The sequence below is a fragment of the Nocardia asteroides genome, assembly GCF_021183625.1.
Classification (GTDB): Bacteria; Actinomycetota; Actinomycetes; order Mycobacteriales; family Mycobacteriaceae; genus Nocardia; species Nocardia asteroides_A.
Genome location: NZ_CP089214.1, coordinates 4,888,616 through 4,913,335 on the forward strand (window position 1 = coordinate 4,888,616; position 24,720 = coordinate 4,913,335).

Below are 24,720 nucleotides of genomic sequence, written 5' to 3' on the forward strand. Positions count from 1 at the left end.
CTACTGGTTCGCCATGGCGCGGCGGCCGCGCGGCTGCCCGATGTAGGTCGACTCGCGCGGGATGGAGACCAGCGTCAGGTGCGCCTGCGCGGACCCGGTGCGCAGGATGACGTGGTTGCCGATCGCGCCCGGCTGCTGCAGCGAGAGGTCCGGCCTGGTGGCGGGCCAGGCCGACGGGTCGCCGGTGACGTAGATGGTGGTGACGCCGGCGTGCGGGGGCGGGGCGAGCACGCCGTCCACCACCGCCGCCGTGAAATCGGCGTCCGACTGGTGCGTCTCGACCGCGATCCCGAGCCGCTCCGGGTTGCCGATCGTGGTCACCAGGTTCTCCCAGGCGTGCGGGCGGTCGGTGCGGATCAGGATGCGCTCGCCGACCGCGAGCGCGCGGAACACCAGCTGCTGCGCCAGGTACAGCTCGCCGGCCAGGTAGACGGTGGAGATGCCGCTGCCGATGAGCCGCATGGCGACACCGTTGCCCTCCTCGTCCGAGCCGATCAGCTGCCCGCAGCCGGAGGAGGGCAGGTGCAGCGCGCCGAGCACCTCGATCGGGTACTCCGCCATCGGCACCGTCTCGTCCACGCCGGGGACGGCCAGCGGGAGGTGCGCGAGCAGCGCGTCCCGGTGCCTGCCGTGCATCGAGACCATGCCGGAGAGCTTGGGCCGCTCCGGAAGTTCGCGGGCGGAGAGCCGCCAGGCCGCGCCGATGCTCACCGACTCGGCATTGCTGCCCGGCCGCAGCCGGACCGCGACCGTCGTGCCGCGCGACGGCGCCACCCAGAGCTGGGCGAGCAGGTCGGAGCCGAGCCGTCGCGGGTCGACCGCGGTGCCGATGTTCACCACGTTGCCGATCTCGGCGTAGCGCCAGCGGTGGGCCAGCTCGCGCGGGTCGAAGCCGCCGGTCACCTGGAGCACGGCGGCGCGGATCTCGGATGCGGTGAGGATGCGGGCCGCGCAGTCCGCGTCCTCCAGCGCGCGCACGATGCGCTGGGTCGCGATGGTGACGGCGCGCGCGGCGCCGCCGTTGCCGCCGCCGCGGCGCTCGGCCGCGCCCGGACAGCGCACCGCGTCGAAGGCGATGGCCAGCCAGACCGCCCGGTGCGCGGTCGCGGGCAGCGGCCCGAGCAGCGATTCGTAGATCGCGCCCGCCGGGGTGCCGGAGCGGCTGCGGTGACCGTGGCTGATGATGTCGATCCCGCTGAGCAGGATGTCGTGCTGGTTCAGGCACTGCGCGAGCTCGGGCAGCGGCAGCAGGTGCGAGGCGTGCACGGTGGTGCGGGCGATCCGGGTGAGCCCGCCGAGCGGGGGCAGCACCTCGACCACCGTCACCACCCGGCTGCCGTCCCAGTACAGCCCGTGCGAGCGGCCGTCCGGGCCGCGGAAGTCGACGGTGTCGCCGAGCTCGTAGCCGCGCCGGGTGAAGTACCCCCACGCGGTCGAGATCCAGTCCAGCACGGTGTGTTTGGCGACGGGGATCAGCGGGATCGCGGCCGCGGCGATGACGATGCCGAGCGCGGGCAGCCCCCCGAGCCCGACGGTCAGCGCGATCAATCCGGCCCCCAGCCCGATGATCTGCGCGACCAGCAGATTCTGCAGTGATATCCGTCCGAGCAACGGGCGTGGGCCCGCGCCGACAGGTTCGGCCATCGTCGTCCCCCATGCAACACCGGTGTCGGCCGTTTCCGCTGGCCGAACTGAAAAGCAGTCTCCGCGAACTGTACTGTGTTGCGCGGGTAGGAGCACCGTTCGGGGGAGGAACCATGCCATCGAAACCGACCACCCGCTGGCAGGTGAGCGGGTACCGCTTCCTGGTCCGGCGGATGGAGCACGCGCTGGTCCGGCGCGACGTTCGCATGCTGCACGATCCGATGAAATCGCAGTCACGGGCGTACGCCGTCGGGCTGGTGCTCGCGCTCGTGGTGCTGGCCGGTTGCGGGGTGCTCGCGCTGCTGCGCCCGCAGGACAAGATCGGCAGCAACACCATCCTGATCGGCAAGGAGTCCGGCGGGGTCTACGTCGTCATCGGCGACACCGTGCACCCGGCGCTGAACCTGGCCTCGGCCCGGCTGGCCGCGGGGGAGGCGGCCAAGCCCGCCATCGTCAAGGAGTCCGAGCTCGGCAAGAAGCCGCGCGGGCAGCTCATCGGAATTCCCGGGGCGCCCGCCGCGCTGCTCTTCGACAAGAAGGGCGCGGGGCGCGCGTGGACCGTCTGCGACCAGCTGAAGATGGACGGCGGCAGTGATCTCAGCACCTCGGTGCTGGTCGGCGACCCGGATACCGGGGCCAAGGCGGATGTGCTCCCCGGTGAGCGGGCGCTGCTGGTGCAGGGGCGGGACTCGGCGTATCTGATCTATGACACGAAGCGGGCACGGGTGGATATGAGCTCGCGGGCCGTCACCGACGCGCTCGGGATCACGGGGGTCACGCCGCGGCCCGTGAGCGACGGGCTGCTGAACGCGGTGCCCGAGGTGCTGCCGCTGGTCGCGCCGCGAATCGACGGTGTGGGTGAGGCTCCCGGCTATTCGATGGACGGCCATCGGATCGGGGACGTCGTCCAGCTCTCGACCACCGACGAGTACTACGTCGTCCTGCGCGACGGCCTGCAGGGGATCTCGGCGCTCACCGCCGACATCATCCGCAACTCGACCCCCGGCGCCGGTGACGCGACGATCCCGCAGAGCATGCGCACCGGCGTCGGCGTGTCCAAGGCGCTCCAGGTCGATGACTACCCGCGCACCGCCCCGACGCTGGTGCAGCCCAAGGACCGCCCGGTCAGCTGCCTGACCTGGCGTCCCATCGCCGCCGCCGCGGACAACGGGGACGGCGCCCGCCGCGCCGAACTCGAGGTGCTCACCGGCGTCGACCTGCCGCTGCCCGACGACGCCCGCACCGTCCCGCTGGCCAAGGCCGACGGCTCCGGGCCGAACGCCGACGCCGTCTACCTGAAGCCGAGCACCGGCGCCTACGTGCAGAGCACCGGCATCGACCCGGACAGCAGCCGCAGGGACAGCCTGTTCTACGTCGGCGACACCGGCGTCAGGTACGGCATCAAGAACGCGGAGGCCGCCAAGGCGCTCGGCATGGAGAACGTGCCCGCCGAGCCCGCGCCCTGGCCGATCGTCGGGCTGCTCGCCGCCGGGCCGAGCCTGGGCCGGGAAGAGGCGATGGTCGCCCACGACGGTGTCGCCCCCGACCCCGCGCCCGCCGACCAGCCGGTGGCCGCCGCCCGCTGACGCGGCTCCGCGTCGTCGGCCGGTCGCTGATCCGGCGGGACGATGGCCCGGGCGGGACGATGGCCCGGGCGGGACGATGGCCCGGCCGGACGATGGCCCGGCCGGACGATGGAGATGGGCCGATTACTTCGGCCTCCGCGCTCGGGCCGCGGGTGTCAGCCGGCCGGGGCCGGGTCCGCGTCGGCGAGCCGGTCGCCTGTCGGGCTTACCGCGCCTAACGGGCCGACCGCGCCTGCCGGGTCCACCGCACCTGCCGGGCCCACCGCACCTGCCGGGCCGGGCGGCCCGTTCGCCCCGGCCGGATCCCGGCGCAACTCCGCCACCTCGGCGCGCAGCGAGCGGACCTCGGTGAGCAGCGTCCCGATCTGCCGCTCCGTCTCGTCGGCACTCGCCTCGACCGCCTTGAGCTGGTCGAACACCCAGCTGGTCGTGGTGCCGATGGCGAAGCTGATCAGCCCGATGCCGAAGGTCATCAGGATCAGCGCGACCAGCCTGCCCTCCGCCGTCACCGGGTAGTAGTCGCCGTAGCCGACCGTCGTCACGGTGACCGCGGCCCACCACAGCGCGTCCCCGTAGTTCTGCACCTTGGCATCCGGCCCGCCGTACTCGGCGTCGAAGAAGGCCAGGCTGCACAGCAGGATCACCAGCACCGAGCTGGTGCCGACGTAGATGGAGAGCCGGAAGCGGGTGAGCCGCGCCCGGTTCAGCGTGCCGAGCATGAGCAGCGCCGCGCGCACCAGCCGCAGCGGCCGGAACGGCGGGACCAGCACGATCAGCAGATCCAGCGGGTGCGTGCGCAGGAACTGCCAGCGGTTCCTGGAGAGCACGACGCGGATGACGAAGTCGGCGGCGAAGGCCGCCCAGATCACCAGGTCGACCCGGGCCAGCCAGGTGTCGAGGTGCGGCGAGGCGCCGGTGTCGAGCACATACCAGGCGTAGGTGCCGAGGAAGAGCACGGCGAGCAGCAGCATCGGCACGTTGGTCGCGCGCTCCCAAGCCTCCCGGCGGCTCGGCATCGCAGTCGTCATGGCGGTACCCGGTTCGATCGGACGTGGTCACCGTATGTTTCGCGGTGCCGAGCGCCGACGCTACACGGAACTGCCCCCGCGCACCCGGTGGTTCAGGTCGCGTCCTCGTGCACGCCGAAGCGGCGGCGGATCGGGAAGGAGGCCAAATAGCCGAGCACACCCGCGGCCACGATCACCGCGGTGCCGATCAGCGCGACGTTCCGCGCGGTGTCGTCCGGGTCGGACGCGGGCGCGGGGACCGCCAGCTGGACGCTCACCGCCGCGCTCGGGATCTTGGCGGGCAGCGCCGCGGGCACCTCGTTGGTGAGCGCCGCGACCGGGTCGACGGCGCCGTACCCGACGTAGGGGTTCCAGCCCTCTGCCGGGGCGTGCGCGGTGGCCTGGATCCGCCGGATCACCTCGGCGCTGCTCAGCTCCGGGAAGCGGGCGCGCACCAGCGCGGCCACCCCGGAGACGTACGGCGCGGCGAAGCTGGTTCCGCTGTAGGCGGTGTACTGGCCCTGGTTGGTGTACTTGCCGTTGGAGGTGCCGCCCGCGCGGGCGTCGAGCGAGACCACGTTCTCACCGGGCGCCGCCACCCCGACCCACGGGCCGGGCACGGTGAACGACGACGGCGCGCCCGCGGCATCGATCGAGCCGACCGAGAGCACGTACTGGTCGAACCAGGCGGGCGCGACGAAGGAGGTGACCCGGGTCCACGGGTCGGCGCCGGGGTTGAGCGGGTCGAGCCCGGGGTTGCCCGACTTGCAGGCGTCGGTGTTGCCCGCCGAGGTCACGATCACCGCGTCGCGCTCCAGCGCGGCGTAGCGCACGGCGGCGCCGAGCGCGGCGAACTCGCGGCTCTCCGGCTTCTCGGTGGGGCAGGCCACCAGCGAGATGTTGATGACGGTGGCGCCCGAGTCCGCCGCCCTGCGCACCGCCGAGGCCAGGGCGGAGACCTTGCCGTAGCCGTCCGGCATGTCGTCCGGGCCCTTGTTCCGGCCCGCGCCCTCCTCCTGGTAGAGCGCGCTGGTCTGTCTGATGCTGAGCAGCTGGGCCTCCGGCGCCACCCCCGAGAAGCCCTGGTTCGGCAGTTGGGTGGCGCCGATGATGCCCGCGACGACGGTGCCGTGCGCGTCGCAGTCCTCGCTGCCGTTGCCGCCCGCGGCGACGAAATCGCCGAGCGGGGTCAGGTTGGGCAGCCGGGGGTGCGGCGAGACGCCGGTGTCGATCACCGCGACCACCTGGCCCGCGCCGCGCGAGAACTGCCAGGCCCGATCCAGGTCGAGCGCGCGCTGGGTCGGCGGGACGGAGGGGCCGTCCCCGCCCTGCTGGGTGCTGTAGCAGGCGGCGTTCCCCGGCCGCTCGGTCTTGCCGGGCGGCGCGGCGGGATCTCCGGCGGGCAGCGCCCCCGGGTCCACGATCGGCGGCCGGTTGTCGGCCAGTGCCGGTCCGGCGGAGAGCCCGGCGGCTACCGCCAGAACCGCGACAAGTGCCGCGAGCCGTCGCACGCCACTCACAACCCGCGGACGAGGGCGTAGAGCTCGGCCACCCAGAAGACCAGCGGCAGCACCGCGGCGACGAAGGCGTACTCCAGCAGCTCCACCGCGCGGCGCATGGGCGGCGTCGCCGTCTGGTTCGGCACCACCATGCCGAGGACCAGCGCCGCGACCAGCAGCAGCATGGCCGCGCCGAAGACGACCAGCGGCTGCTCCATCTCGATCGCCATCCCGACCAGCATGGCGAGCGCGATGCCCGCCCCGCCCGCGATCAGCACCACCGCCTGCTCGGCACCGGCGTAGGTGCGGCTGCGGAAGGCCAGCACCACCGCGCAGACCAGCGCGAGCGCGATCCCCTGCCAGTACGGCGTCTCCGCCTCCGGATCGGCCGCCGCCAGCGCCCCGGCCACGGTGACCAGCGTGGTCGCGGTGACCAGCCCGGCCAGGTACCTCCGTGCCCGCTCCGACTTGGCGCGCAGCACCTCCATGCTCGGCAGCGCGCGGTGGTCGTCCGGGTCGTCCTCGGTCGGGTCGATCGGGGTGCCCGGCGACGGCACCGGCGGCAGCGGCAGCTTGGCGAGCAGCATGGAGACCCGCGGCGCCAGCGAGAGCCCGCCGAGCGCGGCCGCGGCGAGCACCGCCCCGATCGCCCGCACCGGGTGCTCGGTGAGCAGCCCGACCAGGGCCGCGGGCGCTGTGAAGACCGCGAGCGTCGCCGCCCCGATGAACAGCCCGAGCCCGACCCCGGTGACCCGCCATGCCAGCACCGCGGTCGCCCCGAGCAGCACCGAGCCGAGCAGGATGTGCGCCCAGCCGTAGTGGTCGGGAACGTAGAGCATGCCCGCGCTGAACGCGGGCGGCAGCGCGCAGCCCGCGAGCACCAGCGAGGCCGAGGTGTCGCCGTACATCCGGCTCAGCACCATGCCCGCCACCACCAGCAGGATCGCCACCACCAGCGCGATCGAGCCGCTCACCCAGACCGGCATGGCCTCCGGCGCGAGCAGCAGCCCGAGGCAGCCGACCAGCATGGTCAGCGCCGCGAGCACCGCGCCGGTGAGCCGGGCGCTGTGCGGGGTCCAGCCGCGGAAGTGGTTCGCGTCGGCGATCGCGACGTTGTACATGATGTCGTCGAAGAGCGGGGTCGGCGCGGTCTGCGAGGCGCTCTCCAGCATGAGCAGCTCGCCGTCGCGGACGCCGTGCTCGCCGAGGCTCAGCGAGTTGGAGAAGGGCGGGTGGCCGATCCGGGCCAGCACCCACTCGGCCGGCTCGAAGCGCTCGCCCTCGTTGTCGAACTCGTTGCTGCGGCTGTGCTGGGCGACCATGTCGACCACGCTCGGGATGACCAGCGCCACCGGGACATCCACCGGAATCGCCATGTCGACCTGGGTGTGCTTGGCCAGGATGGTGACCCGCGCGAGATCGGGCGCGCGCACGATGCCGCGCGAGGAGTCCTCGTCGATGTGTCCGAGCCGCGCGTACGTCACGCTGTCCCCCAACTTCTTATCCACAGGTGTTTCCGCAGGCCATAGGCTGGGGAAGGCCCCCGGGCAGCAGCTTGCGAACCCACCCTCCGCCCAGCACAATGCTGTGCGAACTGTACGACATGTCAGCCGTGGCCTCCATACCGAGGCTCTGCCGCGGCGGGCGAAGATGGGGGACGCAGTCGATGAGCACGGTCAGGTTCCAGCGGCGTGCCCGCCGCGAGATGCCACGAACCCCGGGCGGCGAGGTCACGCTGCAGCCGCCGCCCGAGATCCCCCGCGTCACACCGGGAAACCTGCTGCTCAAGCTGATGCCGGTGGTCATGGTGATCGGCATGGTCGGCATGATGGCGCTGCTCTTCACGCAGGGCGGCGGCATCGCGTCGAATCCGATGAGCCTGATGTTCCCGCTCATGATGCTGCTCTCGATGGCGGGCATGTTCGCCGGTCAGGGGGGTGGCAAGGGCCAGAAGGCGGCCGAGGCCAACGAGGACCGCAAGGACTACCTGCGCTACCTGGACCAGGTGCGCCGGGACGTGAACGACACCGCGGCGCAGCAGCGCTCCGCCGTGGAGTGGAGCCACCCGGAGCCCGAGCTGGTCTGGATGCTGGCGGGCACCAGCCGCATGTGGGAGCGGCGCGCGGGCGACAAGGACTTCTGCCACGCCAGGATCGGGCTCGGCGGGCAGCGGCTGGCCACCCGGCTGGTCGCGCCGGAGACCGGCCCGGTGGAGGAGCTGGAGCCGATCGCCGCGGTCTCGCTGCGCCGCTTCGTCCGGGCCCACTCCACCGTGCCCGACCTGCCCACCGCCATCGCGGTCAAGGGCTTCGCGACCATCGCGCTCGACGGCGACCGCGCCGAGGCCAGGGACATGACCCGCGCGATGCTGGTGCAGCTGGCCATGTTCCAGGCCCCGGACCAGGTGCTGATCGCCATCGTCGCGGGCCCGGACACCGCCCGCGAGTGGGAGTGGACCAAGTGGCTCCCGCACACCCAGCACCCGGACGCACAGGACGGCATCGGTACCCAGCGGATGTTCTTCGGCTCGATCCGGGAGGCGACGGCGGGGCTCCAGCCGCTGCTCGCGAATCGGGTGCGGTACTCGCGCAATCAACCGGCCAATCCGAACATGGTGCACATCGTGCTCGTGGTCGACGGCGGTCTGCTCGAGGCCGAGGAGGAGCAGCTGCGCGAATCCGGGTACGAGGGCGTCACGCTCATCGACCTGTGCGGCTACGCGCCGCGGCTCGCGGTCTCCCGCGGCATCAAGATGATCGTGGAGAACGGCGAGTGCACCGGCCGCGGCGCCACCGGAAACCAGGAGCGCTTCGCCCTGATCGACCGGATCAGCGTGCAGCAGGCGCAGCAGGTCGCGCGCAGGCTGGCGCCGTACCGGGCCGCGACCCAGCGCAGCAGCGACGTCGAGGTGGACGACACCGAGGCCATCTCCACCTGGTCGCAGCTGATGAGCCTCGGCGACATCGGCGCCTTCAACCCGGAGCAGGCGTGGCGGCCGCGGTACGGCCGCGAGCGGCTGCGGGTGCCGTTCGGCATCGGCGCCGACGGGCTGCCGGTCGAGCTGGACATCAAGGAGGCCGCGGAGAACGGCATGGGCCCGCACGGCCTCTGCATCGGTGCCACCGGCTCCGGCAAGTCCGAGTTCCTGCGCACGCTCGTGCTCAGCCTGCTCGCCACGCACTCGCCGGACCAGCTGAATCTGGTGCTCGTCGACTTCAAGGGCGGCGCCACCTTCCTCGGGCTGGACGGCGTCCCGCACGTCGCGGCCGTCATCACCAACCTGGAGGAGGAGGCCGATCTCGTCGACCGCATGAAGGACGCCCTGGCCGGCGAGATGAACCGCCGCCAGGAGGTGCTGCGCGCCGCGGGCAACTTCGTCAACGTCTCCGAGTACGAGAAGGCGCGGGCGGCAGGCGCCGACCTGGACCCGCTGCCCGCGCTCTTCGTCGTGCTGGACGAGTTCTCCGAGCTGCTCACCCAGCACCCGGACTTCGCCGAGCTCTTCGTGATGATCGGCCGCCTCGGCCGCTCGCTGCACGTGCACCTGCTGCTCGCCTCGCAGCGGCTGGAGGAGGGCAAGCTCAAGGGGCTGGAGAGCCACCTCTCCTACCGGATCGGGCTGAAGACCTTCTCCGCGAACGAGTCCCGCCAGGTGCTCGGCGTCCCGGACGCCTACAACCTGCCGAACAACCCAGGCGGCGGCTACCTCAAGGCCGACTCCGGCGAGATCCAGCGGTTCCAGGCCAGCTACGTCTCCGGCCCGTACGTCGGCGGCGGCCCGCAGCGCGAGGTCACCCAGGCGGGGGTCGCCGGCGGTGACATCGACGTCACCGCGCGGCAGTTCACCGCCGCGCACGTCGACTACCGCCCGGTGGACCGGATCCCGCTCCCGGTGCGGCTGAACGCCGATCCGGAGCCGGGTGAGGAGGGCGAGCGCCTCTCCGACCTGGAGATGCTGGTCTCCCGGATCCAGGGCCACGGCAGGCCCGCGCACGAGATCTGGCTGCCGCCGCTGGACGAGGCGCCGACGCTCGACCAGCTGGTGCCGCGCTCGATCCTCACCGGCGAGTACTCGGCGGTGGCCTCGCTGCGCGCGCCGGTCGGCATCGTCGACCGCCCCTACGACCAGCGCCGCGACCCGTTCCTGATCGACCTCTCCGGCGCCCGCGGCAATGTCGCGGTGGTCGGCGGGCCGCAGTCGGGCAAGTCCACCGCGGTGCGCGCCTTGATCATGGCGCTGGCGCTCACGCACACCGCCGAGCAGGTGCAGTTCTACTGCCTCGACTTCGGCGGCGGCACGCTCACCGGACTGCAGGGGCTGCCGCACGTCGGCTCGGTCGCGGGCAGGCTGGACGTGGACAAGGTGCGGCGCACCGTCGCCGAGATGACCACCATCGTCCGGCACCGGGAGCTGCGCTTCCGGCAGCTCGGCATCGAGTCCATGGTCGAGTACCGGCGGCTGCGCGCGATGGACCCGGCCAGCAGCCCGGCCGCGGCCGGGGCGCACGACGACGCCTTCGGCGACGTCTTCCTCGTCATCGACGGTTTCGGCTCGGTCCGCCAGGATTTCGAGGCGCTGGAGCAGGTCGTGATGAACCTGGCCGGGCAGGGGCTCTCCTACGGCGTGCACGTGGTGGTCACGCTCTCCCGCTGGATGGAGGCGCGGCCCGCGCTCAAGGACCAGATCGGCACCCGCATCGAGCTGCGGCTCGGCGACCCGATGGACTCCGACTTCGGCCGCAAGCTGGCGGCGCTGGTGCCGCAGGGCAGGCCGGGGCGCGGCATGACGCCGGAGGGGCTGCACATGCTCACCGCACTGCCCCGGATCGACGGCCGCCCGGCCACCGACGACCTCGGCCCCGGCGCCGCCGCCGCGGTCGAGCAGATCGCGGCGCGCAACCCGGGCCGCCCCGCGCCGCGGGTGCGCATGCTGCCGGAGCGGTTCGACCGGGACGACCTGGTCCGCGCGCTGCCCGGCTGGCCGCGCACCCCGGACCAGCTCGGCACCAACCTGCGGATTCCGATCGGGCTCAACGAGTCCGAGCTGGCTCCGGTCTTCCTCGACTTCGGCGAGCAGCCGCACTTCCTGGTCTTCGGCGACAGCGAGTGTGGCAAGACCAACCTGCTCCGGGTGATCTGCCAGGGCGTCGTCGAGTCGAACGCGCCGGTGCAGGCCAAGATCATCCTCGGCGACTACCGGCGCAGCATGCTCGGGCTGGTCGACGGCGAGCACCTGGCGGGCTACGCGCCGTCCGAGGCGATGCTCACCGGCATGTCCGGCGAGCTGGCCAAGATCCTGAAGAGCCGGATGCCGGGCGCGGACGTCACCCAGCAGCAGCTGCGCGACCGCTCCTGGTGGACCGGGCCGGAGTTGTTCCTCGTGGTGGACGACTACGACCTGGTCGTCACCTCCGCGGGCAGCCCGCTCGCGCCGATCGTCGAGTACCTCGCGCACGCCAAGGACATCGGCTTCCACCTGGTCCTCGCCCGCAGGGCCGGTGGCGCCTCGCGCTCGCTCTTCGAACCGGTGATCTCGCGGATGAAGGACGTCGGCACCACCGGGCTGATCATGAGCGGCAACCGGGACGAGGGCCAGCTCTTCGGCACCGTGCGCCCGAGCGAGCAGCCGCCCGGCCGCGGCACGCTCGTCGGCCGCTCCGGCAGCGGGCTCTTCCAGGCCGCCTGGAGCCGGGACCGATGAGCCCGACGGTCGCACTGCACATCGACGGTGACGACCTGCACGCCGTCGTCGGCCCCGACCCGCGCGGCGCCGTGGAGTGGAACGTCACGCTGGACGGGCTGCCCGCCGCCGCGGGCAGCCCGGGCGGCCCGCTCGCCGACGAACTGCGCGGGGATGCCGAGCGGCGCGGCACCGCGCTGCCGATCGAAGCGGTCGCGGTGGCGCATCCGACGCAGTGGGGCGGCCCCGCGCTGGCGCACGCGCTGCGCGGCCTGCTGCCCGGCGTCGCGGCCGACGTCGCCGCCGTGCCCACCGCGCACGTCGCAGCCGCGCACTACCTGCGCAGCCGGGCGCTCACCAGGGCCAGCGTGCTCGTCGTGGAGTTCACCGCGCTCTCCTGCACGGTCGCCGTCGTCGACTGCGACAGCGTCGAATCCACCGTGGTGGCCTGCGAACACGAGCCGACCCTCGGCACCGGCGACCCCGCACCCGCCCCCGCCACCGCCGAGCGATTGGCCGAACTCGCCGACCGCGTGCTCGACGACCGCGCCCCGCACGCCGTGCTCGTGGTCGGCGATGCCGACCCGGAGGTGGGCGACCTGCTCCGGCAGCACCTGGCAACCCCCGCCTTCGTCCCCGAGGTGATCGCGCTCTCCGGCCGGGAGATCGCCAAGGCCGTGTGGACCGACGCCCGCCGTGCGACCCCCGGCCGCGCCGCCGCCCTGCCCGGCAGGCAGGCGATGGACGTGCAGGCGACCATCGGCGCCAATCTGCTGGCCCGCAGGCAGCCGCCGAACCGCCGCTCCCCGCTGGTCATCGGCGCCGCAGTGGTTTTCGTCGCGCTGGCCGCCGCGGCCGCGATAGCGGGCGGCACCCTGCTGCGCGCCCCCGCCGACGGCTCGGTCGCCGACAGCCCCGCCGTCCCCGGCGCCTCCCGGCCGACCACCCCGCCTCCGGACAGCACCGCCGAGGCGGGCCGGATCACCGTCGCCGTGCCCGCGCAGTGGCGCCCGGCGGGCGCCGCCGACCCGGAACGGCTCGTGCTGACACCGGATTCCGCGGTGCGCGCCAGGATCACCGTCACCCAGTCCGTGCTCGCCGCGGGCGCCGGTGCCGATGACGTCGCACGTGACCTGCAATCGAAGATCTCTCGCGCCGAACCCGGCCGATTCGGTAACGTGCAACGAGACGTCGTGCTCGGTGACCGCCCTGGCCTCGCCTACGACGAGTTTCCGGGGGATGGGTCCGAAGTCAGGTGGCACGTCATCGTCGACCGCGGTGTCCAGGCGGGCATCGGGTGTCAGTACGGCAGGGGGAGGTGGGACACAGTTCGGACCGCATGCGAAGAAGTGGCGCGGTCACTGACCGTTCGTCCCTGACGGTATCGGAACCGGGGGGAGAACATGGGAACCGATGAGACGCGTACCGCGTCCAACACATATGTAGGGGATCGACCACCTCGCCCGGCGACGGTCAGGTCCAACTCGAGCGAGAGGTAATTCGGAATGTCCGACATTGTTGGTATTGATCAGGGCCGCGCCCGGCAGGCCACGGCCGATGTCGAGGCCGTCGTCAACGGGATGCGGTCCACGCTGAGCAGGATCCAGACGATCGTCGACTCCGCCCGCGACGGCTGGCGCGGCACCGCGAACGGCGCCTTCGAGTCCGCCTCCGTGCGCTGGAACGACGAGGGCCGTCGGCTGAACACGCTGCTCGACGAGATGACCGTCAAGCTGCACCAGGCGAACTCGCAGTACGGGCGGATGGAAGAGGATTCCGCGCCCGGCTTCAACCTGAACGTCTAGCTCGACCGACGCACTCACTCACAGGGGATACATCGTGGATATCTATTACAACCGGGCGAAGATCGAGCAGACCATCGCCGACCTGCAGAAGGCCGCTCAGGACCTGCAGAGCCAGGACCAGGGCATCCGGGACGCGTCGAGCAAGCTCGCCGGCGCCTGGGAGTCCGGCGCCGCCAGCACCTTCCAGGAGGTGCAGAATCGGTGGAACAACGAGTTCGTCGACACCCAGGACGCCATGACCCAGCTGATCAAGGCGACGCAGCAGGCGCTGGCGGCCGCGATCGCGACCGACGGCAAGAACGCCTCGATGATCCTGGGCTGATTTCTCGCGCCGAGTTGGGTGTTCGCGTGCGCGAGCGCGCGAACACCCAACGGTTCGAGCCCTACTTGATCCGGGACTTCAGAATCGGAACGAGTTTCGACAGGAGCACCTGTTCCGAATTCGGCGTCCAATTGTCGAGGGCCGCGATCAGCGCGGGATCGTCGACGACGATGACCGTCGCCTTCAGCTGGGTCATGACGACCGGCAGCCCGAGCAGGCCGCCGCCACCCGCCTTCTTGTCATTGCGTGCGACGATCACGTAGCCCTGTGTGATGTTGCGCGGCAGATCGTATTCGGTCGAGTAGGTGAGTGTCCGCGGCGACGGTTCGTCGCCCTCTCGCGCGTAGGACGGGTTGTAGACGAGCCCGAGGCCGGACAGGAAGTCGGTCTGCGGGCTCGGGTTCAGATACATCTGCACGCCTGAGCCGGTGTCGTCCCGATCCCCCGAGAAGCGGGCAAATGCAACCGGTTTGCCCTCGAACGCCGGATTCTCCCGCCTCGCCTGATCGATCGAGGTCGGCGCGGCCGCCGCGGTCACCGTCGAGGTCGCGGTGGCCACCGCCTGCCCGTCCGGATCGCTTCCGCGATTCAGTGCCCACACCCCGCCCGCTGCCGCCGCCGCGACGACCAGCGCGGCGACTACCCCGATCACGGCGCCCCCGCGCCGCTTCGGCGCTTCGGCTCGCACCGTGGCGATCCCCGATTCCGTCGGTACCTCGCCTCGCGGATTCGTCGGGTAGCCGTAGCTCGGCTGCCGGGGTGCCTGATACGCCGCCGGAGCGACAACGTCCGCGCGTCCGCTCAACGCCGCAGTGGCCGCCTCGACGAACTCCCTGGAGTTCGCGAAACGCTCGGCGGGCTCCTTCGCCATCGCCCGCGCGAAGACATGGTCGACGGCGTGCGGCAGCGCCGGATTCACCTCGGTCGCCCGCGGCGGCGGCTGATGCAGATGTCCCATCATCACCAGCGCGGGCTGACTCCCCGGATAGGGGTTGCGCCCGGTCAGCAGCTTGAAGAACGAGCAGGCCAGGCTGTACAGATCGGCCCGGTGGTCGAGCGGCATCCCGGCCAGCTGCTCCGGCGCCGCGTACGCGATGGTGGCGAGGAAACTGCCGGTCTGGGTCAGCTCGTTCGCGTCGTCGGTCGACTTGGCGACGCCGAAGTCGGTGAGCAGCACCCGCTCTTCCCCGTCCTCCGGGGTGGCGAGCAGGAAGTTGGCCGGCTTGATATCCCGGTGCAGGAGGCCGCGCCGATGCGCGTAATCGAGCCCTCTGCCGACCTCGGACAGGATGTGCAGCGCGCGCCGTGGCCCGAGGCCGCGGCCGACCCGCGCCAGCTCCGCACCGGCGTCGGTGCCGTCCACGTACTGCATCGCGATCCACAGCTGCCCGGCCTCCTCGCCCCGGTTGTAGACCGAGACGATGTTCGGATGGTCCAGCCCGGCGGCCAGGTTCGCCTCGCGCTCGAAGCGCGCCCGGAACTCGCGGTCGGTGGAGAGCTCGGCGCTGAGCACCTTGAGCGCGTCGGTCCGGGGCAGCGTCGGGTGCTTCGCCAGGTACACGGTGCCCATGCCGCCCGCGCCGAGCACCCGGACCACGCGGTAGCCGCCGACGAGTGTGCCCGCGTTGATCGGCATGTCCGGGTTCTCCTGTTCTGCTTGGCGCCGCTCCGAGCGAGGGTACGCAAGCGGGTGCGGCCCGCGTTACCTAGTAGCTGTTCGCCAGCAGCGCGTACTGCGCCGCGGCGCGCTGGTGCAGGTCGACGATCTGGTCGCTCTCCACCGAGGCCAGGTAGCGCTGGTACGGCACCGTGCAGCGGTACCGCCCGGCCGAGACGAGGGTGTTGTTGGTCCTGGCCCCGCAGCGCACGCCGGGGATGCCGTCGGGGGCGTCGGCCGGCTCCGTGAAACCCCACCCGAGGACGGCCTCGCCCAGTGCGAGCGCGGCGGCGGCGTCCCTGGTCCGGAACGTCTGGCTCGCATTGAACGAGCCGGTCTTCGCGTACCGGTCGACACCGGCGTCGTCCAGGATCTTGCCCCGGTCGTACTGCTGGTTCAGCTGGGTGGCGAGGCCGCGGCGGGTGAGTGTGAGCTGCGAGCGCGGTGACGGCGCGCCGGACGCCTCCGGATTCAGGGTCCGGTTCAGCATTCCCTCGGGATCGTTCTCCAGCCGCAGCATCTCCTCGCCGCTGAGCGCTGGCGCACCGTCGAGGAGCCTGCCCTGATTCTCCAGGGCCCGGCGCGAGAGATCGGTCAGGTTGCTCAGGTCGGGCTCGGATGCCTCGGTGAACGCGCTGATCACGTAGGAGCCCTTGGCCATGAAGGCGCCGAGGGTGGGGACCCCCGGCCGCCAGTGCGCGTGCGCGGCTGGGATGTTCGGGATGTTCACCCGCTGATTCAGGTCCGGCGCGACGTCGAAGTCGGTCTGCTCCAGTTCGCGAGCGGTCCGCTCTGCGGTCGCGGCATCGGGGAACTGGAGCACGACGACGGTGACCGAGGTCTTCTTCGGATCATCGTCCTTGTCCGTGGTGCCTACCGTGACACCGAACCCGACGATCATGCCGTTGCGCTCGGTGACCGGCCCGTTCGCGTTGGCCAGCACATCCTCGACGTCGTCGCGGCTGAGCAGCGCGCTGGAGCCGAGGAGGTAGTGGAAGTTCGCGTCGATCTCGGTGCCGGTCACCATGGTGTCGGCGATCCGCATGGCGGCCAGCCGCGTGCTGTCGAACAGCGAGTGCCCGTACTCGTACCGGAATTCGAGCGGGGTGGTCGGGTAGTTGCCGACGTCGAGCGGGCGGACGTCGATCTCCGCGGCGGTCGGCACGCCGTCCACTTTGCCGCAGCCGGCGAGCAGCGTGAGCGTGCCGAGCAGGACGGCAAGCAGGCGGTATCGATGCGTCATCCGCTGTCGTCCTCTCACTTCGCCCGCGCCAGGATCGCGTACTGCGCGGAGATGCGCTGCTGCGCATCCTGCAACTGTCCGGCGGTGACCTCGGCGGCGTAGCGGTCGAAGCTGACCCCGCAGTAGTACGCGACGCCGGAGGCCGGGCCGATGTACTGCAGGCACTGCGCGAACGGCAGCGCCGCGGGCGCCGGTGCCCGCCGGTAGAACTTCCCCACGTCGGCGCGCTCGTCGATCAGCCATCGGGCCGCCCGCGCATCGTTGGTCCGGTAGACGTAGCCGCCCTTCCAGGCCACCGAGTCCACGCCCGCCTTCTCGAACATCCGGCTGTCGGCTTCCGGATTGAAGCCGATCTGCAGGCCCCCGTGCCGGTCGTAGACGCCGGGGATGCCGGACTGCCCCGGGTCGTCAACGGTGTTCAACGCGCGCGCGAGCGTCTGCTCCGGGTCGACGTCGAGCTCCATCAGCTTGCTCACCGGAGTCGGGGTGAAGCTCTCCAGGGCAGGCTTCATCTTCTCGACGCTGCGTGCCACGCGGTTCCGGAGCTCGTCGGGATCGCTGCGCCGCAGCTCGTACATCGTGTTGTCGCGGATCTCGGTGAAGAGCAGGAACTTGCCGACCGCGTAGTACGAGTGGATCGCACCGGGGATCGAGGGGGCGGAGTGCGCGCGGGCCTCGGGGAAGCCGGGGATGCTCTGGATCTGGATGTCCGGGCCGAGCGCGGCCCGCTCCACCTCGGTGAAGGCGTCCGCCGCCCGGGTGGCGTCCTGCTCGGTCTCGAAGAGCATCGCGATGTTGTCGAGATCCCAGGACAGGTTGTGCGTCGTGTCCGTGCGGCCCGCGGTGACGAAGCCGGCGACGAACCCGCTGATCCGGCCGCCGAGAGCGGCGGTATCGCCCTGGAACCGATTGCTGATGGCGGCCGAGCTGGTCGCGGTGAAGGTGCGCACCGCCGCCAATCTCGTCGGCGCGTACTTGACCTCGGGATCGATCTCCATCGGCAGCGGCAGGTGGTTGCCGAGCCGCATCGCCTCGACCAGCCGCGCCATGTCCAGGCTGGTCGGCTTGTCGTAGTACTTGGGCTCGGCGTTCAGATTCCCGACGTCGAGCGCGGCGAGATCCACCTCCGGCCGGGCGGGCGCCGCCGAATCGCCCGTTCCGCACCCTGCCGTCACCGCGACGACCGCGGCCAGGAGGGCCGCGCACAGCCCTCGGCGTCTGTTGAGCATCTGTCCCCTCCGTCGCGGGCGCGGGCGCGGGCGAACCCGCGGTGGCCGGCGTGTGCCCGCGAGTCCTCCGCTCGCGGGCCGAATACCCGAGAGAACATAGCACCCGGCTCGGACCGGGGGCCGGGTGTGAAGCGGGGGTCAGAGGCTGTTGGCGAGCAGGGCGTACTGCGCGGCGACCTTCTGCCTGACGTCGGGTTCCAGGTCGCTGCTGACCACGGCGACGTAGCGCTTGTAGGTGACGAAGCAGCTGAAGGCGTACTCGGTCTCCTTGTTGCCCGCGGCGTTGAGCTGGAGGCACTTGGCGCCGGGGACGTCGTTGGGGGCGCCGATCGGGTCGTACTCGGCGCCCGCGCTGTCGATCAGGCCGGTCATGAAGGTGCGGGCGGCGTCGGCGTCGCGGAGGCGGTGCAGCAGGGTGTTGTCGACGACGGCGCTGCTGTCCAGCCCGGTCTCCTGGATCAGCTGCTGCCTGGCGGCCTGGTCGTCGGCGGCCTGCAGCATCCGGGCGGGGCCGTAGACGGCGAAGCGCTGTGGATCGGGGGTGCGGTCGGCGCGGCTCTCCACCACGACGCGGGCGAGCATCCCCTCCGGGTCGACCGGCAGGTCGTCGAACTCGGCGGTGGGGGTGGGCTGGAAGCCGTCCAGTACCGGGACCTCGGCGCTGAGCGCCTTGTCCACCCAGCTCACCAGGTCGGCGCTGTCGGCCTTCGGCCGCTGCACGTAGAGCGAGATCACGAACTCGCCGTGCGCGAGGAAGGCGCCGACGCTGGGGACGCCGGGGCGCCAGTGCAGGTAGGCGTCGGAGAACTTGGTGGAGGCGAGCTTCTGGTTCTCCGGCGCGACGTTGATGTCCGCGTCCTCCAGCTCCTTGGCGGCGGCGGCCGCGGCGCCCTGGTCGGGGAAGCGGAGCACGACGGTGGTGAGCGCGGTGGCGTCGCCGACCGGGAGCGTCTCGCCCTTGGGGTCGGCGCGGTCGGCGCCCGCGGCGACGTAGCCGGTCAGGAACTTGCGGTTCACCAGCACGGGGCGCGAGACGTCGGCGAGCAGCCCGATGGTGTCGTCGACGGTGGTCAGCACCGAGCTGGTGCGGCCGTGCGAGAGCGAGGGGTCGATATCGATGGACGGGACGACGGCGTCGGCCATCCGGATGCCCTCCAGCACGGCGCCGTGGCCCGCCGGGCTCACGTCGTAGGAGTGCCGGTCCACCTCGTACTTGCCGACCTCGAGCTTCCGCACGTCCGGCTCCCCGGCGACCGGGACGCCGGGAATGCTGCAACCGGCCAGCAACCCCGCGACGGTCATCGTGGAAAGGCAGAGCGCGATGCGCGACATCCGAACCATCACAGGCCCCTCGATCCTCGGCGATGTGGATATGAAGTTACCGGAACCGGACGCCCCGCGGAGGGGCGAAGCGACGGCGGGCAGCGGGACGCCGTAACCCGCGGTGCCATAGGCTTGATCGCGTGCCGACGACTCCGCGTTCACGCCGCAGCGGCGGTTTGTGCTGTGAATGTGGACACCGCCGCGGGGGCCGGTCCCGGTGAGGGATCGCCAGGTCGAGGTCGTCGCCGGGCAGCACGCCGTCGCCCGGGTCGCGGGGGCGGTGGTCGTGGTCCGGCATCGCGGCCCGACCAGGCCGACGCCGGATTCGCCGACCGCGGTCGCGGTGGAGTCGCTGGCCGAATTGGTCAGGGATGCCTTCGAGCGGGAGGGCGGGGCCGGCGCGACGATCGCCCGCGAGGCCACCCGCTGGCTCATGAAGCACGCCGAGCGGATCAGCCCCGGGCAGCCGGTCGACTTCGGGATCCTCTCGGTGGGCGAGAACGGCGGGGTCGCGGTGTTCCTGCACGGCGCGGTCACCGCGGTGCTCGCGGGTGAGAACGGCGCCGAGCACCTGCGCGGCAGCGACGCCGCGTTCACGGTGGACCGGGTGGCGCCGGTGCCCGCCCGCGCGGTCGCGCTCTTCGTCGACGACCGCGACGGCCGGATCCCGGAGCTGCCCGCCGCCCGCGGCATCGGCTGGCTGGTCGAGGGGATCGCGCAGGGCAGCGGGGCGATCCTGTGGTCGGCGACCGCGCGCGCCGGAAGTGGCCCGCAGCCGGAGCCGAGCGGCGCGCACCGCAGGGCGGAGCCGCCGCCGATCCCGACCGCGCGGATCGAGCGCGCCCCGCGCCGGGAGCAGCCCGAGCCCCCGCACCCCGCCGAGCGGGACGAGCGGGACGAGGCCGAGGCCGCCGCCACCGCGCTGCTCGACCAGGTCGAGGCCACCGACGCGCTGCCCGCGGCCGCCCGCCCCGCCGCCACCCTGCCGCCGGACCCGCACCGGGCGCCCACCCAGCACGGCACCGGCCCGGCGCCGCTGCCCGACCCCGACCTGCAGCGCAGGCTGGAGGCGACCGCGCGGGCGGCCCCGCTCAACGTCAAGGTCATGGGGTTCAAGTGCGCCCGGGCGCACCCCACCGACCCGCGCTCGGCGTTCTGCACCGTCTGCGGCATGCCGGTGGACCAGACCCAGCCGCTGATCGAGGTGATCCGCCCCCCGCTCGGGCTGCTGCTGCTCGACGACGGCATGACCTACCTGCTCGCCGCCGACGCGGTGATCGGCCGCGACCCGGACCACTCCGAGTCGGTGAGCCGCGGGATGGTGCCGCTCCAGGTGGAGGACACCTCGGGCGGCATGTCCAGGGCGCACGCCGAGATCCGCCTGCTGAACTGGGACGTCGCCGTCCTCGACCTCGGCTCCACCAACGGAACCCGCACCCGCATGCCCGGCTACCGCGACTGGCTCCGCCTGGCCCCCCACCAGCCGATGCTCCTGGTCCCCGGCGCCGAAGTCATGATCGGCAACCGAGTACTCCGCTTCGAACCAGCCGCCCCCCCACCCTTCGGAGCCTGAGCCTCCCCAAGGGGGCGAGTCTTACGAGCCGAACAATTCAGCTGTAGCGGGCCAGGCAGGTGCTTTCGCCGCCGAGTACGCCGGCTCGGAAGGCGTCCACCCGGGCGAAGCCGCTGGGTACCGTCTTGCCCTCGACGTCGCTGGCCGCGAGACCGTCGGTGAGCAGGCCCGAGACCGCCTCGTCCAGGTCGCCTGCGGCGAGCCGGATGTCGCCCTGGTTGGCGGGGCGCCCGGATTCGGCGAGCTTGCCGGTGACCACCCCGGAGAGGCAGGCCGCGCGCAGCCCGGTCTTGGCGCCGACCAGGGCCTGGTCGTTGCTGTGCTGCACCGCGAGCGCGTAGCGGGAGATGAAGACGACGTAGCCGTTGTAGTCGCCGGTCACCTTGAGCGGAAGCGGGTCGTCCAGGTCGCCGACGGCGCCGCGCTCGGAGAGCTTGGGGATGTCGGTGGCGATCAGGTTGCTGGTGGGGCAGTAGGAGACCGGCTCGGTGGTGGCGCCGTCACCGCACTCGATCTGCGCACCGCCGTAGTTGTAGTGCGGCCGGTCGTCGAGCGGGAGGATCGCGGCCAGCGCCTTGCTCAGCTCGATCAGCGATTCCTTGGTGATGTCGAATTCACCGGTCTGGCCCTGGAAGCTGGTCGGCAGGTCGCCGCGGCGCTGGTTGATCTCCTCCTCGTCGATGCCGCGGCAGGCGCGCGGGCCGTCGGTGAAGCCGATCTGCACCGCGGTCACCCGCTCGAAGGCGGAGCCGTGCACGCTCTCCGGGTCGTCCGGGTCGGAGTCGCGGATGGCGACGGTGGCGGCGAGCACCGAGTTCAGCCCGTCCGAGGTGTTGATGGTGAAGTGCGCCGACTTGCCCTCGGCGACGTGCCGCATGAAGGCGCCTGCGAAGCAGTCGGCCTGCTGCTCCTTGACGATCACCGGATCCCGGCCGCCGACGATCTTGGCCATGTTCTGGATGGCGTGGCCGTATTCGTGCGCCAGCACCATGACCACCGACATCTGCCCGAAGGTCTCGGCCATGGTCGGCAGCAGCACCTCCCGGTCCCAGCCGATGGAGTTGTCCAGCCGGCAGTAGGCGGCGTTCACCAGGCGGTAGGTGGTGTCCTCGCAGAACTCGGGCGCCGCGCCGCGCGGTGCCTTTGCGCTCCACGAGAGCAGCTTCTCGACCGGCTGGAACTCGCCGTCGAACTCGGTGCGGTACACCTGCCGCCAGTAGGACTGGATGTCGTCGACGGCGTTCAGCGCGAGCCGGTCGATCTCGCTGCCGTCGCCGCCGGTCGCGGTGAGCTCGGTGGCGGGGGCGCCGGGGCGGGGGCCGCTCGGCCCGCTGGTGGTGGGCAGCCCGGCGACCTTGAACGGGTCGTCGTAGATGGAGACGGCCCGGCCGTCGACCATGCGGGTGCATCCGGCGAGCAGCAGCACGAAACACAGGGCGGCAACGGCGGCGGTGGTCGCTCGACGATTCGGCAAGGCAGGATCCCCCTCGGTCGGCCGTTCTGAGTTCCCCGCGGTCGGTCACCGGAGCGGGACAAAAGGCGCGTCGGGGGCCCTTCCGCTGTCCGGGTGATGGCATAGTATCCGCTGCATGTCTTCACCGGGGGCGCAGTCCATCACCGTGCGCCATGAGGGAACCGAACGCGTCTTCGAACCGAGCCAGAAGGTCACCCTCGGCCGGGCGCCGGAGGTCACGCTGTTCGTGGACAGCCCGCTCGTCTCCCGGGTACACGCGACGCTGACCTGGCAGGGCGGTTCCTGGGTGCTCGCCGACAACGGCAGCACCAACGGCGTTTTCGTGGACGCGCGGCGGTTGAGCAGGCCGGTCCCGATCGATCGGGCCACCCAGGTCCGGCTCGGGGACGCGATCAGCGGGCCGCTGCTGCACCTCATTCCGGCCGGTGCGCCCCGGCAGACCGGCGCGACCCCGGTGGCGCGGCCGCAGTCGGCGCCGCAGTGGCCGCAGCAACCGCAGCGCCCGCCGTACCCGCAGCAGCAGCCCCCGCCGCCGCAGCGCCCGCAGTCGGGCCCGTTCCAGCAGCAGCCGCAGCAGTCGGGGGCCTTCCAGCAGCAGCCGCCGCAGTCGGGGCCGTTCCAGCAGCCGTCGGCGGCCCAGCCGCAGATCAACGTCAATATGACGACGCGGGCGGATTCCTCGTCGCTGCCGCCGGTCCGGGCCCGGCCGTCCACCGCGCCGATCGCGCGCGCGGACCGGCTTCCCCCCGGCGGGCTGACGATCGGCCGCACCTCGGACAACCAGATCGTGGTCAACGACCCGCTGGCCTCGCGCAGGCACGCGCGGCTGATCTCCGCCTCGGAGGGGCTGACCATCGAGGACCTCGGCTCCTCGAACGGCACCTTCGTCAACGGCGGCAGGCAGCAGCGCGCGGTGCTGCGCGAGCGCGACGTCGTCACTATCGGCAACATCGACTTCGAGGTGCAGCAGGGCGCGCTGGTGCACCGGCAGAAGCCGGTGGCCGAGCAGGGGCTGCACGTGCACGGCGTCGGCTTCACGGTGGAGAACAACAAGCAGCTGCTCGTCGATGTGAATCTGCAGGCGGGCAGCGGCACGCTGACCGCGCTGATCGGGCCGTCCGGCGCGGGCAAGTCCACACTCTCCAAGCTGATCGCGGGCAGTACCAGGCCGTCCGGCGGCGTGGTCACCTTCGAGGGCCGCAACCTGCACGCGGAGTACGAGGCGCTGCGCTCCCGGATCGGCATGGTGCCGCAGGACGACGTGCTGCACCGGCAGCTCACCGTGCGGCAGGCGCTCGGCTACGCCGCCGAGCTGCGGCTGCCGTCGGACACCACCAAGGCCGACCGGCAGCAGGTGATCGACGGCGTGCTCGGCGAGCTCTCGCTGACCGAGCACGCCGACACCAGGGTCGACCGGCTCTCCGGCGGCCAGCGCAAGCGCGCCTCGGTGGCGCTGGAGCTGCTCACCGGCCCCTCGCTGCTGATCCTGGACGAGCCGACCTCCGGGCTCGACCCGGCGCTGGACCGCCAGGTCATGACCATGCTGCGCGAGCTCGCCGACGCGGGCCGCGTGGTGATCGTGGTCACCCACTCGGTGGCCTGCCTGGACATGTGCGACCAGGTGCTGCTGCTCGCGCCCGGCGGCAAGACGGCCTTCTGCGGGCACCCGGCCGGGGTCGGCGCCGCGCTCGGCACCAGCGACTGGGCCGAGATCTTCGGCAAGGTCGCCGCCGATCCGGACCAGGCCTTCGCCGCCTACCGCTCGCGGCAGGCGTTCGTGCCGCCACCGCCACCGCCGCCGCCGTACGGCTCGGCGGGCAGCCCGCCGAAGTCGAGCAGCGTCAAACAGTTCTCCACGGTGGCGCGGCGGCAGCTCCGGCTGATCTTCGCCGACCGCGGCTACCTGACCTTCCTGGTGGTGCTCCCGTTCATCCTCGGCGGGCTCTCCCTGGTCGTGCCTGGCAAGAACGGCTTCACCAGGGGCGGGCTCACCCAGGCGCCGGACGGCTCGCTGATCCCCTCCGGCGGCGCCGAGGCGCAGCAGCTGCTGGTGGTGCTGATCCTCGGGGCCTGCTTCATGGGGTCCACGCTCACCATCCGCGACCTGGTCGGGGAGCGCACCATCTTCCAGCGCGAGCGCGCGGTCGGGCTGCTGCCCGGCTCGTACCTGTGGGCCAAGATCGCGGTTTTCAGCGTCACCGCCTTCCTGCAATCCGCGGTGCTGGTCGGGATCACGCTGGCGGGCAAGAAGGCACCGGGCGAGGGGGCGGTGCTCGCCTCGGGCAGCGCCGAGCTGTACATCGACATCGCGGTGACCGCGGTCTGCTGCGTGGTGTTCGGGCTGCTGATGTCGAGCTTCGCCAAGTCCAGCGAGCAGGTCATGCCGATGCTGGTGGTCGCGGTCATGGCCCAGCTGGTGATGGCCGGCGGGCTCATCCCGGTGACCGACCGGGTGGTGCTGGAGCAGGTCTCCTGGCTCTTCCCGTCCCGCTGGGGGTACGCGGCGGGTGCCTCGACGGTGGACATCCGCTCGATCTTCCTGAGCGCCCAGCCGGACCGGCTGTGGAACCACGAACCCGGCATCTGGGCGCTGAACATCGGCATGGTGCTGCTGCTCACCGTGGTTCTCGCGCTGGTCACCCAGCGCAGGCTGCGGTTGAAGAAGTCGTCGGCATGAC

General features: G+C 72.0%; 16 protein-coding genes. 7 read left to right on the forward strand and 9 right to left on the reverse strand.

Features of this window, described 5'->3' with window-relative positions:
• Positions 1–1,644: a type VII secretion protein EccE gene (gene eccE / locus LTT61_RS22780; RefSeq protein ID WP_233016095.1), complete on the reverse strand. Its 1,644-nt coding sequence runs from the start codon at positions 1,642–1,644 to the stop codon at positions 1–3.
• A 113-nt stretch (positions 1,645–1,757) separates the two neighbouring features.
• Here eccE and eccB point away from each other — a divergent pair, with 113 nt between their 5' ends.
• Positions 1,758–3,230: a type VII secretion protein EccB gene (gene eccB / locus LTT61_RS22785; RefSeq protein ID WP_233016096.1), complete on the forward strand. Its 1,473-nt coding sequence runs from the start codon at positions 1,758–1,760 to the stop codon at positions 3,228–3,230.
• Positions 3,231–3,385: 155 nt separating this feature from the next.
• Here the strand turns inward: eccB and LTT61_RS32700 are convergent, their stop codons facing one another.
• From LTT61_RS32700 to eccD, 3 genes are all read right to left on the reverse strand, one after another.
• Positions 3,386–4,258 (reverse strand): potassium channel family protein, encoded by an 873-nt coding sequence (locus tag LTT61_RS32700; protein WP_269821786.1) that lies wholly within the window; start codon positions 4,256–4,258, stop codon positions 3,386–3,388.
• A gap of 92 nt (positions 4,259–4,350) precedes the next feature.
• Positions 4,351–5,748: a type VII secretion-associated serine protease mycosin gene (mycP, locus tag LTT61_RS22800; protein WP_233016097.1), complete on the reverse strand. Its 1,398-nt coding sequence runs from the start codon at positions 5,746–5,748 to the stop codon at positions 4,351–4,353.
• 5 nt (positions 5,749–5,753) lie between these two features.
• The gene (gene eccD / locus LTT61_RS22805) at positions 5,754–7,244 is read right to left on the reverse strand and encodes a type VII secretion integral membrane protein EccD (protein ID WP_233016098.1); all 1,491 of its coding nucleotides are present in this window, start codon (positions 7,242–7,244) and stop codon (positions 5,754–5,756) included.
• 158 nt (positions 7,245–7,402) lie between these two features.
• Here eccD and eccCa point away from each other — a divergent pair, with 158 nt between their 5' ends.
• The 4 genes from eccCa (at position 7,403) to LTT61_RS22825 (ending at position 13,543) form a co-directional block, all read left to right on the forward strand.
• On the forward strand, positions 7,403–11,437 hold the full coding sequence (eccCa, locus tag LTT61_RS22810) for a type VII secretion protein EccCa (protein WP_233016099.1): 4,035 nt from the start codon (positions 7,403–7,405) through the stop codon (positions 11,435–11,437).
• On the forward strand, positions 11,434–12,795 hold the full coding sequence (locus LTT61_RS22815) for a type VII secretion-associated protein (RefSeq protein ID WP_233016100.1): 1,362 nt from the start codon (positions 11,434–11,436) through the stop codon (positions 12,793–12,795). The genes eccCa and LTT61_RS22815 overlap by 4 nt, the downstream gene beginning before the upstream one ends.
• Before the next feature lie 126 nt (positions 12,796–12,921).
• The gene (locus tag LTT61_RS22820; RefSeq protein WP_233016101.1) at positions 12,922–13,221 is read left to right on the forward strand and encodes a WXG100 family type VII secretion target; all 300 of its coding nucleotides are present in this window, start codon (positions 12,922–12,924) and stop codon (positions 13,219–13,221) included.
• Positions 13,222–13,255: 34 nt separating this feature from the next.
• Complete coding sequence (locus tag LTT61_RS22825) at positions 13,256–13,543, forward strand: WXG100 family type VII secretion target (protein ID WP_233016102.1); 288 nt, start codon at positions 13,256–13,258, stop codon at positions 13,541–13,543.
• Positions 13,544–13,604: 61 nt separating this feature from the next.
• Here LTT61_RS22825 and LTT61_RS22830 read toward each other — a convergent pair whose 3' ends face one another.
• From LTT61_RS22830 to LTT61_RS22845, 4 genes are all read right to left on the reverse strand, one after another.
• Positions 13,605–15,179 (reverse strand): serine/threonine-protein kinase, encoded by a 1,575-nt coding sequence (locus tag LTT61_RS22830; protein ID WP_233016103.1) that lies wholly within the window; start codon positions 15,177–15,179, stop codon positions 13,605–13,607.
• A gap of 70 nt (positions 15,180–15,249) precedes the next feature.
• The gene (locus LTT61_RS22835) at positions 15,250–16,443 is read right to left on the reverse strand and encodes a DUF7373 family lipoprotein (protein WP_233016104.1); all 1,194 of its coding nucleotides are present in this window, start codon (positions 16,441–16,443) and stop codon (positions 15,250–15,252) included.
• 14 nt (positions 16,444–16,457) lie between these two features.
• Complete coding sequence (locus LTT61_RS22840; RefSeq protein ID WP_233016105.1) at positions 16,458–17,672, reverse strand: DUF7373 family lipoprotein; 1,215 nt, start codon at positions 17,670–17,672, stop codon at positions 16,458–16,460.
• A 138-nt stretch (positions 17,673–17,810) separates the two neighbouring features.
• A complete protein-coding gene (locus tag LTT61_RS22845) occupies positions 17,811–19,004 on the reverse strand; it encodes a DUF7373 family lipoprotein (RefSeq protein WP_233016106.1) in 1,194 nt (397 codons plus the stop codon).
• Positions 19,005–19,212: 208 nt separating this feature from the next.
• Here LTT61_RS22845 and LTT61_RS22850 point away from each other — a divergent pair, with 208 nt between their 5' ends.
• Complete coding sequence (locus LTT61_RS22850) at positions 19,213–20,568, forward strand: FHA domain-containing protein (protein ID WP_233016107.1); 1,356 nt, start codon at positions 19,213–19,215, stop codon at positions 20,566–20,568.
• Between the two features lie 37 nt (positions 20,569–20,605).
• Here the strand turns inward: LTT61_RS22850 and LTT61_RS22855 are convergent, their stop codons facing one another.
• The gene (locus tag LTT61_RS22855) at positions 20,606–22,042 is read right to left on the reverse strand and encodes a metallopeptidase (RefSeq protein ID WP_420094684.1); all 1,437 of its coding nucleotides are present in this window, start codon (positions 22,040–22,042) and stop codon (positions 20,606–20,608) included.
• 115 nt (positions 22,043–22,157) lie between these two features.
• On the opposite strand from LTT61_RS22855, the gene LTT61_RS22860 reads away from it, so the two are divergent.
• Entirely contained in the window at positions 22,158–24,719 is a 2,562-nt protein-coding gene (locus LTT61_RS22860) for an FHA domain-containing protein (RefSeq protein WP_233016108.1), read from the forward strand.
• Position 24,720 lies beyond the last annotated feature (1 nt).